The organism is Kibdelosporangium philippinense (assembly GCF_021390435.2).
Classification (GTDB): Bacteria; Actinomycetota; Actinomycetes; order Mycobacteriales; family Pseudonocardiaceae; genus Kibdelosporangium; species Kibdelosporangium philippinense.
In genome coordinates, this window is the sequence record NZ_JAJVCN010000002.1 from 1,626,031 (window position 1) to 1,638,072 (window position 12,042).

General features: G+C 64.1%; 1 protein-coding gene (only partly in view). It reads left to right on the forward strand.

What is annotated here, in order from left to right:
- On the forward strand, window positions 1-12,042 hold the 5' end (the start) of the coding sequence (locus LWC34_RS26610; protein WP_233727866.1) for a phospholipase D-like domain-containing protein. It continues 51,462 nt past the right edge of the window; the window shows 12,042 of its 63,504 coding nt (coding positions 1-12,042); the start codon lies at window positions 1-3; its stop codon lies off the right edge, out of view.

Below are 12,042 nucleotides of genomic sequence, written 5' to 3' on the forward strand. Positions count from 1 at the left end.
ATGTCTGAACCGTCAGGTGACCAGAGCCATCTGATTCCGGATGGCTGGCAGGGCCTACCGATCCTGATCGCGGGTGGGCCGCTGCCGCCTGGGCAGATCGAGCTGATGCGTGAGCAGGCTGTGGCGTATCGGGCTTACGCGCAGCGGGTTCTGAGCGCGGGCGAGGGCCTGCAGCGTCTGGTGGACGGGGTCGGGGACAGTGTCAGTCCCGAGGTGGCGGAGAAGTTCCGTGTGCATATGGCGGAGCTCAATGATGGCCGGGGGCAGGCGCTCGCGGATATCGCGAATTTGCAGGCGTGGAAGCTCGACGAGCAGGCCACCAATATCGACTCTGGCCGGTACGGGATTTATGTCCAGGTGGTCTGGACGGTGTCGGAGCTGGCGTATATCGCGGCGTCCATCTTTCTGTGGGCGACGTGGCCGTTTGTGTTCGCGCTCGGGCAGTTGATGGTGCGGCTGGTGCGGATGGGCATCAGCTACAAGACGGCGGCGATTATTGCGGCGAGGATCGCGTGGGAGGGCGTTAAGAGGGGCGCTGACAACGTCGCGGTTACCGCGATGACTCAGGGTTTCGATGACTTTGTGAAGGTGGCGTCCAAGGGGCTGGGTGATATTCCGACGTCTGGGTTCGCCGTGCCGAAACTGATCAAGCAGATTCCGCCGGACAATTGGTGGTATACCGGTCGCCGGTTCGTCGATGAGGCGGCGGAGGAAGCGGGCGAGGAGTTCGCGCAGGGTGGTATTGCCGACAACTTGGCCGATCCGGGCCGGGTGGATCTCAAGAACTGGGGGACCGGGGCGGGTATCGGCGCTGTCGGTGGTGGGGCTGGTTCTGCGGCGGGTAGTGCTGGCCGTAAAGCGGGTCTGAAAGGGAGTCACAACAAGAACCGGGTCAACGGGATGCAGTCCGGGTGGGCGGGCGAGATCGCGGCCGGTGGTGCGGGGATGGCTGTTGGGGGTTCGCCGTTGGATATTGGTTTTGGTGTTGTGAACAGTACGTTCACTGACCCGGTGATGCATGAGGTGGAGACGAAGGCCCGCGAGGCCATCCACGAGCGGCAGAAGCAGGCGGGGTTGCACGGCGGGGAGGTGGTGCCGCCGCCCACATTGGCCAATCCGGACAGTCTGGTTGGCATGGGCGGCTCGGGCCCTGCGGGGCTGGTGGGTCCGGCTGGTGGTCCGTCGAATACGAGTGGTGGCGGCAACAATCAGCCGCTGGGCGGTGGTGCGTCTGGTGGTGGTGGCGACGGTCCGGTGGGGCCGGATGGCCAGCCGGTCACGCCGCCGCCGGCACCGGGTACTGGTTCGTTGGCGCCGTCGCCCGGCAACGTGCCGACGCATCAGCCACCGCTGTCCGGTGGTGGACATGGGCCGGTGGGCCCGGATGGCAGGCCGATCACGCCGCCGCTCCCGCCCGGTTCAGGTCCGCTGACGCCACCCGCCCCTGGCGGCGGTCCGGTCGCGCCATCGGTCGGGCCGTCAGGAGGCACGAACGGACCGTCCGGGCCGAACCTGCCGTCTGGCAACGGTTCTGGCGGCCCGGTTGGCGGCCCGGTCAGCGGTCCGACGAACTTGTCGGGCAACGGTGGCCCGGGTTCGACCGGCGGGCCCGCTGCGGTGTCGTCGGGCCAAGGTGGTCCTGGCCCGGCGGTGGGTGGCAGCGGCGTGAGTGGTGGGCCCGGTAGTGGTGTGAACGGTGGGCCGGGCAGTGGTGTGAATGGCGGGCCGAGCGGTGGCGTGAGCGGTGGGCTAGGGAATGGTCCGGCGCAGAACGGTCCAGCCCAGAGCAGTGTGATCAACTCGGACACCGGCCAGACCGGTGGACTACCTGGTATCGATGGACCCCAGGTTCCGTCGGGACCGAACGGGCTGCCCAACACCGCGGTAACCGGCCAGGGGGCCAACCCGGTGACGACATCGGTCACTGGTTCGACGGTGAACACGAACCCAACCGTATCGAATGGACAGTCGGATACCGGGCCCGCGCAAACCTCTGGCACGAATGGTCCGAGTGTCACCGGCCCTGCGGCCCAGGTAGCTGCGCCGACCGTCACACCAGGCCCGTCGCTGCAGAGTCCGTCGAACCTGGTGGCGACCGGCCAGAAGCCGGAAGGTCTGCCAGGTCTGGAAGGCCCGGCCGCCAAGGACGAGCTGTCGCCCGGTACGACGGCACCGGCCACCGTGGCCAGCGCGGCACCGCCATCTGGAAATCCAGCCGCCAACGCTGGGAACACGGCTGCCAACGCGGCAACCGCGAGTACCGGGCCTAACTCGACCCAGAATCCCGCGAACCCTGCCGCCACTGACCCGAAGGTGGCTGGCACTGGGCCATCGGTTTCGCTGGACACCAAGGTCACCACCGAGGTGGACTTCGATTGGGCTGACGACGACGAGTCCAATGTGTACGCAAAGGGTGACCAGGGGTCGACGGCGAAGTCCGCACAGGACGAGCAGGTCGTGACGAGCGCCGCCGAGCCTGGTGCGACCACTTCCGTCGATGTCACTACTTCGGCGGCACGTGTCGATCCGGTGAGAGACGAGCTCATCCGCACTGCCGAGCGACTGTTCGGCAAGCGGCGTGAGGAGGACGTGGACGAGCTGCTGCGCCAAGCGGACGAACTCATGCTTCGGGCCGACTTCAAACCACCGCCGCATTTCCTGACGGGTCTCGACCCCAAGCAAGCCCAGGAACTCGATGAGCGGAACAAGATCCGGTTGCAGGTAGCCTTCCGGTTGTTCCAGCTGCAGCAGGAACGGAATTCCCTCCTCGGGCCTGCCAGGGAGTTGGCTGAGCAGCTGCGCCGGGAGTCGTGGCTGCCGCGCCCGATGGTCCCGGCAGGCGGCGCGAACTCGTCCGACAGCGAATCGGACAGGGACTCTGACAGCGAATCGGACAGTGACAATGGTGCCGGGCCGTCCACAATAAACGTGATACGGCCGGCGCCTAGCCCCCAAGCACTGGCCGCGCTGGGTGAACGTGCGGCGCAGCCTTGGCGTACACCACCGCCAATGCGGCTCGGCGCAGTTGCCTTGCCACCGCTGCTTGGGATCTCCAGGCAGGACCAGGAGCAGCTCTTCGACTTGCTGCGCCAGCCGATCAACGACAACGTCACCTACGGTCAGGTCTGGGATCACACGGGCAGGCGCCTTACTAGCGAGCAGATCACTTTGCTGCACTACGCCTACCACCAAAACGAGGCGGCTCGCGCTGAGGAGGAACGTCGTGCCGAGGAGCAACAGGAACGCCGGGTCACCGCGCCTGCGCTGCAGACCACCGTGTCTACTTCCTCGGAGTCCTCGACGACCCCGCCCCAACCGAGGAAACGCGCCCGTCTGACGGGCGCGCAGGGCTCGTCGTCTGGCGCGGCGCGCACGCCGTCCAGCCGAGGGGTCACGGACGCGGAACTGGTTGAGGCGCTGCGCAAATTCCTGGAGACCAATCAGCCTGAGGATCTGAAGGTACGCACCGAAGAGACTGTGACGGTCGAGGGGAGGACAAGGAGCGTCAGGCCGCGCGCCATTCTCTACCAGCACATCAAGACAGGCGTCTTCACCCGGCAGAAACCCGCTTCCGCTGAGCTGCGGGAGATTCTGCGCAACAAGTTCGGAATCCGGTTCGCTGATGAAGCAGCAGCCGGAGATCAGGTAGGCCCCCGCGATGACGGCCGTGATGTCCTCGGCAAGAAGCACGAAGTCACGGAAATCACCCGGATCATTACTCCTTACCTGCTCGGGACGGAGTCGCTGCCGGACATCGCGATCAGGACCGGCGAGAAGCTGGCCACGCTGGAGCGATGGGTCCGACGGTATCGAGCCAATGAACTGCCTCGCGCCACTGTGGACGGCCGCGTTCTCCAACCAGGCCAAGAGCACACAGTCGATCAAGCGACCATCGTCACAGCACCCGCTGCCGCGCAGGGCAAAAAGCGGTCGCGAGGTGGTCGTAAGACGCAGCAGGCAACCACAACTGCCGTTACGAACGAACAGGATCACGACCCGCAGACTCAAACGGGGCAAGCCCCGGCTCCTCCGCGCACATTGGCCGATGTGCTGGCCCGCACCGCCAACCTGGTGAACCCGGACAACACGCCTATGACAGCTGAGCAGATCCAGGCGGGCCTCAGGCAAGCCACCCAACGCCACATAGAGGATCCGTCCAGTGAGTTCCCCGCACTCGCGTCGGCAGTGGTGAACAGCGGCGGAGATGCTGTCGGCTTGCTGCTCAGTGATGTCAGCAACGCGTCGTTGATCGCCGCGAGGACCTACAACCTCAACCTCTTCGTCACCTCTGACAGCGGCGAGGTGATGGCCCACCTCGAGAACGAGAACTCTGCCGATGTCATCAGCCTTACGCACCAGTCCGACGGCTGGCAGCACGAAGACGCGCCTGCGGCAGACTCGTTCCTGACCCAGCCGCAGCAACATATTCTCCGGAATCGCGCACTCACTGCGATACCGTTCGTCTCCGACAGCCGTGACTCGCTCGCGGACGCGCTTCTGTTCAGCACCATGCTGTCTGTCACCGAAGATGTGGTCAGGTCGACAACGGGACAGGTCCGCCAAGATCTCGACAAGGCCGTCCGCGAACACGTATTCGACATAGAGAGCCAGCTGCAACAAGAAATCCAACGTGTGCTGCTCAGCAATTCGGAGCATCAGCCAGCCGACCTGACGGATGAGTTGCTGCTGGATCCCGCTATCGGACCGCGGATCGCCGCAGAGCTCTACAACTTGAACATCGACGTGATAGACCGGCGTGGTTCGGTGACCCGGCATCGGCGAGGCGACGCTGCCAGCGACATCGTGACCCTCGTCCAGGGCGAGGACAGTTGGATACCGGCTTTCGAGGATCCCGCTGATGAGCAGCTCAATGAGATCGAGCGGGTGACGGGACGTCCCGCGCCCGCCATCACTGGACCCCAGGCGCGGGCGATCGTTGAGGCCGGGTACATGCCGTGGGACGTTCCCGGTGATGGCAACTGCTTCACGTACGCCGTGGCCGTCGCAGGCAACCTCAACAACGGCCGCGGCTCCTACTTCTCCAGTCACCATATCCGCGAGCGGCTCGCCGGTACCCTCCAGTACCACATCGACAACAACACTGAGCTCTACAACGACCTCAGAGAAACACTCAACGCCAACAGTGACGGCAACCCTCGACGTATCGTCGACTACATCTGTGAAGACCGCGAATGGGTCAACAGCGGTGACGTGATGCCTTCCCTTGCCGCAGCGGCCTTCGAAATCAACGTCATCGTTTACCTCCGCAATGGTCGTCCCCTCCACTTCGACACACCGGGTGCCACGCACACCGCGCACATCCTGCTCAACAACAACCATTGGACCGCCGCGGTTGTCCAGGACGCTGATTTCGACGAACTCCCCACATCGGTGGCCCGGTTCAGCCTTACCGGCCCGGCTGCCACCACACTGCAGCAAGCCGGACCCGCCACCCAGACTCAGCATGACGGGCAGACAGGGCAGAGGCCGACTGGACTGCCGCGTTATACGCCGGATCAGCTCAGGCAGGCGCTGCACGGGTATGTCACGCAGAACAGAGCTTTGCCGCGGTATAACGACACCTTCCCGGTTAACGGTGAGGACGTCGAGATCGGTTCGTTCCTCGGCGACAACTTCAACCGCACCACGAAAGATCAGAAACGGGCACGCGTCAGCCCACAGGTCCGCGATCCCCGCTTCCACCAGCTGCTGGAACTCCTGGGCTACGACGTACCCGCCATCGATACCGAAGCGGATGTGGCACCGTCTGCCAGCCAGTACACCTCCGCCGAACGCAGTCTCTTCGCCGAAGTCGCTGGTCAGCCCAACCGGCGGTCGAGGTGGCGGCCTGAACAGTATCGGCGGGCCCTGTACGAGTTCGTCATGCGAAGGCACACGCTCCCCCCGAATGGAGCCAGCGCCGAGGTCGACGGCCTGGTGGTGCCGATCGGCAACTACATCCACAACAACTTCGACTCTCGTACGAAAACATGGAACAACACCAAGAGCACGATCAGTGACCTGCGACTGCGCCGTCTCTTCCAGATGCTCGGGTTCACCCTCGACGCGCCACCGGCAGGCCGCGGTCAGCAGGAGTTCCTGCTCGCTGACGACTACAGCGAGCCCGCGCTGTTCAGGTTCGCTGAGATTTCCGGGCAGCTCAGCACGGTAGGGAACTTCTCGGAGGACCAGTACCAGCAGGCACTGCGTACCTTTGTGCAGACCGAAGGCCGGATCCCCCGCTATCCGGACACCGCGAGCGTCGACGGTCAGCAAGTGCCGATCGGCGCTTACCTGTTGTCCACCACCGACAGTGAGATGCGGTGGCGCGACGACCAGCCTCTGCCCGGGCCGGATCTGCGCATGCTGCTGGAACGAGTCGGGTTCACCGCTCCGCCGCAGCCAGGTGACGCTGACATGCCTACTGCTGATAAAGAGACGCAGTGGCGTGCTCGCGTGGAGCTTGCCGGGGACGTGCTCGATGACGCGCCCCTCAGAGACCGACTGTCGCTTGAGGACCGGGCCGATGCCATCCTCGCGGTTCACTTGGGCGAGCGGACACCTGATCATGAGGACATGACTGCCGAGCAGCGGCAGCGGGCGCGACTGCGTTGGGAAATGCGCCAGGTGATCGCTGCGGATATGCACGACTTCAGCGGCACGTGGGCGAGGCAGGTGGCAACCCAGATCCTTGACCAGTTCGGTCTTGGCTTCGCGGCTGCCACACCCAGTGGCAATCAAGGCGGCGACTGGGTCGGCGCGCCGCCAAGGCCTTCCCAGTCGCCGACTTCCGACTGGAACTCGTATGTGCTTGATGCCCGGCGCGCCCTGACCGAGGTGTCGTCGGCTGACGAGTTGCGGGCGTCCGTTACCGATGTCGTCAGCCGCATTGGGTTCATGCCGGATCGAGTGTCCGAGCAGGGACGGTCGTCCGCTGTGGATCTGGCGGCGTACCTGCGGTGGCACGGTGCCGGGGATGAACAGATCCGGGTCGCGTTGAGCGGGCTGCACGCCCACTTCGGTGTTGGTGGGCCGCACGTGCCGGGCTCGCTGATGGGTGACTTCTACGCGCCGGTTGCCGAAGGGCTCACCCAGAGCGGATTGCGGGAGCGGCATCTCGCCGTGCTGGGGATCTTGGTCGGCGAGGACGTAACCCCGGTCGCGATCACCGATGCCGGGCAGCCGGAGGTCTCACAAGGACCAAGGTCGCTCACCGATCCGTTCGGTATTGGCGAAAGCCGGATGAACGATGTCCGCCGCGACATCGACCCACAACCGCGATCACTGTCTCGCGGTGCACGCGGTCAGACGCTCGCGATGCTGGACTTGTCGCAAAAGGACTGGGCAGACCGCCTCCGCGCGACCGTGGACACGGAGAAGCGGTCGAACTCGTCGTTCGGCGTACGTCGGATGACGCATGGCGGGCAGACGGTCACCGAATTGACGGTGACGGCCGAGATCAAGCCCGATCCTGACAGCAGCCGATCTCACCAAGACGTCACCGCGGTGTGGTCCACATTGCGCAAAGGCGTCGACGAGCATTTCAACAAGCCTCAGTATCAGTTCAGCAACGGACCGACAGGCGATCAGCTTGTCGTGCGAGTGGTTCCCGCTCGCCCCGGTGAACAAGCGGACATGGTCGTGCAGCTGAGCAACGACCCACGGGCCGCGACTGACCGAACCACCTGGCGTACCGACAGCTCAGCCGAAGAGCTCGCGCATGAGATCGGCCACCAGCTCGGACTTCCCGATGAGTACCGGGACAGCAAGACCGGACTGGATCTGCTGCGGTCGCTTGTCGGCGCGCCCCGCTCGGCACCGGTGCTGGATGGGCAGTACGTTCAGACGACACTGACTTCCGGCCCGCGGCCTGCCGGCTTGTCGTTCAGGCCACGGGGAAGCGAAGCGCTCAACCAGACCCAGAACTGGATTCGGTCGCGGGACCGGGACAGCACCACGATGGTCGATCTCGCCGCGAGTGAGTTCGACGCACTGTCCACTCAAGACAAAATGACTATGTCCAGAGTGGAGGAATCGCCATACCTCAATGATGAAGGCGTTCGTGGACGGACTTTCGTCATCGACGCGTCCGGAGATGACTCGGGAATCAAGGTCTACGACGAGAATGGCACCGAGTACTCGCTGAACGGCCGAGAGGTCGCACAGATCGTCCGGGACTCGGACGCGTTCATGGAGATCGTTGAGCAAGGACGGCGAGTCAGTTCGTTCACGTTCGTCGGGCTCCATACCGCCGCGGACGTCAGGCCTGGCACGCCGATACACGACTTTGTCATGGACATGTACGAGCACGGGCATATCGTCGATGTGCACGCGCCTTCCGGCGATACCGCTGTGCGCGACGGAAAGCTGTGGATGTTCGGCGGTGAGTGGCGGACCGCGAATATCGGGCTGATCAACCGGCTTGACCTGCAGGCGGTGCTTGCGGACAGCGGCGAGGTCGAAGCCATGGAGCAGCGCCTCGGCTCGAATCAGCCCTTGGCGTACGACGAGGCCCTTGCCGAGGCTCTTGACGGTATCGCGGCGATCAAGTCCTCGCCGATGATGTCGCAGGGCATACTGGATCTCACAGCTGTTGATCAGCAGACCTCGCAGCAAGGCTGGATTCTCACCCTCGACCATTTCGCGGGGCAAGCGGCGCCGGTCGCCTGGGTCGCCGACTTGTACAAGGATTCCGGCGGGAAGTGGTTCCACGTCGATTTGACGCCCGCGGCGCGTGGCCGGTACAAGGTCGTTGGCAAAGCTCTCTGGCACAACGACCGCGTGATACGGCCTGTGACTCTTGTGGCACTTGAAAAACACGATGCGAAGGCTGGCTGGTACCGGCACGAGGCGCCGACGCCGTTGGAGGTGAAGTTCGACGTCGAAGACAAGATCCTCACGGACATAGGGCCGCTTGGTCGCTGGCTGGCAGAGGCAGCCATTGAGCGACGAGTCGACGGCTTGGATCGGCCCGTTGTGAGCATTGCCGCGCCCCCAGCACGGGCTGAATCTGTTGAGTCACAACTGCGTCGCCATATGAACGACGCGTTGGCCGAACTCTCGCCTGCCAACGTCAACACTGTTGAATTCGCCGATATCGATGTCGTTCACCATGACATTGGGGACCAGAGGCGGCATCCGGTCATCGTCGTCGCTGTACCTGGTGATCACACGGCACCCCACGCAGTCGTTCGCCCTGCAGTAGCGCCCAACGCACTGCCTATCGGCGTGGTGCCTGAACCGGGTACACGCCGCATGCGCGCCAACGACTTCAATCGATACCGAGTGTGGCTTGCGAACGCATCGAACAGCGCCACGGATGTGCCCGCCAGGTCGTTGCGGCCGAAGCCGTTGCGGATCAGCCGATCCGAGTGGTGGCAGATGCAGGTTCCCCTGTCAGAACACGCGGCTGCCCGGAAAGCCAGGCCGGATAACCCGGGGGCGTACTTCGACAACGCGATTCCGGGGATTCAGCAAGGAATGGACGCGGCATTCGCGAAGTTCCTCGCTACCAAGGACATCGGTGGCATCGAGCTGACGGCCGACACCTACGCCAGCATCGTCAATACCATCGTGGCACCGCTGCGGGAGCGGAACTGGTACACCTGGACCGCGTTGGCCGGGTCGGGAACGAGTTCGTTCGTGCTGGATGCCGAGCGGCCGAGCGCGGACATGTTGACCGATCGTGTCGCGGGTGTCCGGTTGGTTGTCGACGCTACGCGTGGGAACACTGACCCGGACGGCGAGAACGCGATCGCGAAACTCGTCAGGGTGCCGGAGAGTGACGATCTGATGATCACCACGACCGGTCATCACGATCTGAGGCAGACCCGTGAGCTCATCAACCATGTGTTCACCGAGTTCAACCGGGACATAACCGAGGCGAGAACCGAACATGACCAGTTGCGGGCCGTCGCACGCGCCGTTCTGCGACTGAGGACGATGGGTGCGGTCACCCGTATCTCATCCGAAGGAGACCCGCAGGGTTTCTCGGTCATCAACGAGCAAGTCGCTGTTCGGGTGATACTCCCGTTGCTGTTGCTGCGGTCCGGATTCGACCAGGTGATCCTGCCGCACCTGGAAGGGCTGTTCACCGGTGGCCTTTCCCTCGACCAGATCGCCACCGCGCTCAAGTGGGGGCAGGAGCTCGACCCGGAAGCCGACTTGCCTGACCACATCTATGTCGGCGAGTCGATTCAGGATCTCGTTCATCCCGACGAAGCCGTGACCCGAACGCGCATGGCCAGGGAAATCAGGTTGGCCAACAACGCGCTTCGCCAGGCGATGGAACGGCGCGGAGTGCTTGACCTGACCGCGATTATGACCGAACTTGACGAGTATCGTATCTCCGATTCGTCATGGCGGATCGCGCTTGAAACCCGTATGACGAGACATGGGTATGAGCCAGGGCAACAGTTCTGGGTCGCAGATCGGCACAAGACGGCCAGTGGCCACTGGGCATCGGTTCCGGCCCCGTTCCAGGGCCTCTATACAATACGGGACAAGGCAGTCTGGAACCACGACGACGATATCGTGTTCCGTCCGGCCTATTGGAACGGCGGGACCAGCACCCACAATCCATCATGGACCTTGCCGGACAGTGTCGTCGTCACTCTTCCGCACAACGCGGCACAGTCAAGGCAAGTGTCGGTGCTCGCCAGATGGGTGATAGAAGCCGCGATCGAACGGCAAGCCGACGGGTTGCCGTCTCCGGATGTCGTTGTCTCTGGTACTCGTGACGCGGTTGAGACTGTTCGACGGCACTTGTTGTTCGTGATGGGCGAGATGGCTAAGGACCTGTCGCGTCCGTACGGGTTCATAGGTTTTGTGGATCCAGTCAAGTTGGTGCGAACGGATCCGCAGCCGTCGGCGCGTGACGGCGTCCGGCAAGCGGTCATCACCGTCGCTCTGCCCGGCAATCCGCCGGCCACCACGTCGATAGTCGAGCCTCCCGGACCGCGTTACGAGGACCGGATCTCGTTGTGGCGCGAGGCGTTGGCCGACATCAGCGGCGAGATGCCCGAGCCTGCCGGTGTCCACTCGTCGCCACTGATGAGCAACGGAAAGCACATCGGTCTCGATTTCCAAGGCGAGGCACGGCAACGCGAACAGACGCAGCTGTGGCTCAACTCGTCAAGGCGCGATGTCAGCACGGTGGTGGACCTTCCGCCTGGCCTCTTCGCACGCGTTCCCCAAGAGGAGCGGCGTAACCACGTCCGCCGGGAGGTTGCCCCGTGGGCCGCCGAGGCCGTGCGGGGAAACCAGAGCTTCTTCGTCAGGGTCAAGGTCATCGACAACCTTGCGGAGGTTTTCGACGACCACGGGCACGGCCGCGACGTGACGGGCAGGGATCTGGCCAAGCACGTTGTCGAATCGGTGGAATTCGGCGACGCGAGGAGCGGGCGTCAGCCTGTCACGTCGATCACGTTGCTCGGTCCGGAGCTGCACACCCCGTCCCGGCCATGGGATCTGGCGGTTGATTTCCACGCTGAGCTCCAGCGGCAAGGAATTCACCTGCCAGTGCACGTCGCGACGAGCAAGAACATGGTGCTGCCAAGCGATGTCACGCAGGAACAGGACTGGGTGCACTCCATCTGGGACGGCGGAACCTGGACGACGATCGCCGACGACGACTCCGCCGCGACGGCCACGACGACAGTCGAGTTCACCACGACCAACCCAGTTGAGCGGGACATCAACCGCCGCGACATTCGATCGATGGCCCGGTGGCTGGTTCACACTTCGATCGACCAGCAGGAAGACGGAAGTCCGCTGCCGGTCGTCCGGATCACCGGTCGCGTGAGCACAACGCCAGGAGCTCGGCCGGAACCTGGCGCACGAGCTGGTCAGCGGTTGGCGACGCTGACCCGCGGCGTCCTCATTGACGAGATGCGTGCGGCCCGGCGTGAGCTTGCCCCTGGCACAGGCGTCAAGTTCGAGAACGTCACCCCGGCCGCGTTCACCACCGGTGAGGCGAATCCGCTCAGCGGCCAGCCACCACACGTCGTGCTCACCGTCGAGATCCCCGAGGGTCCGGCGAGG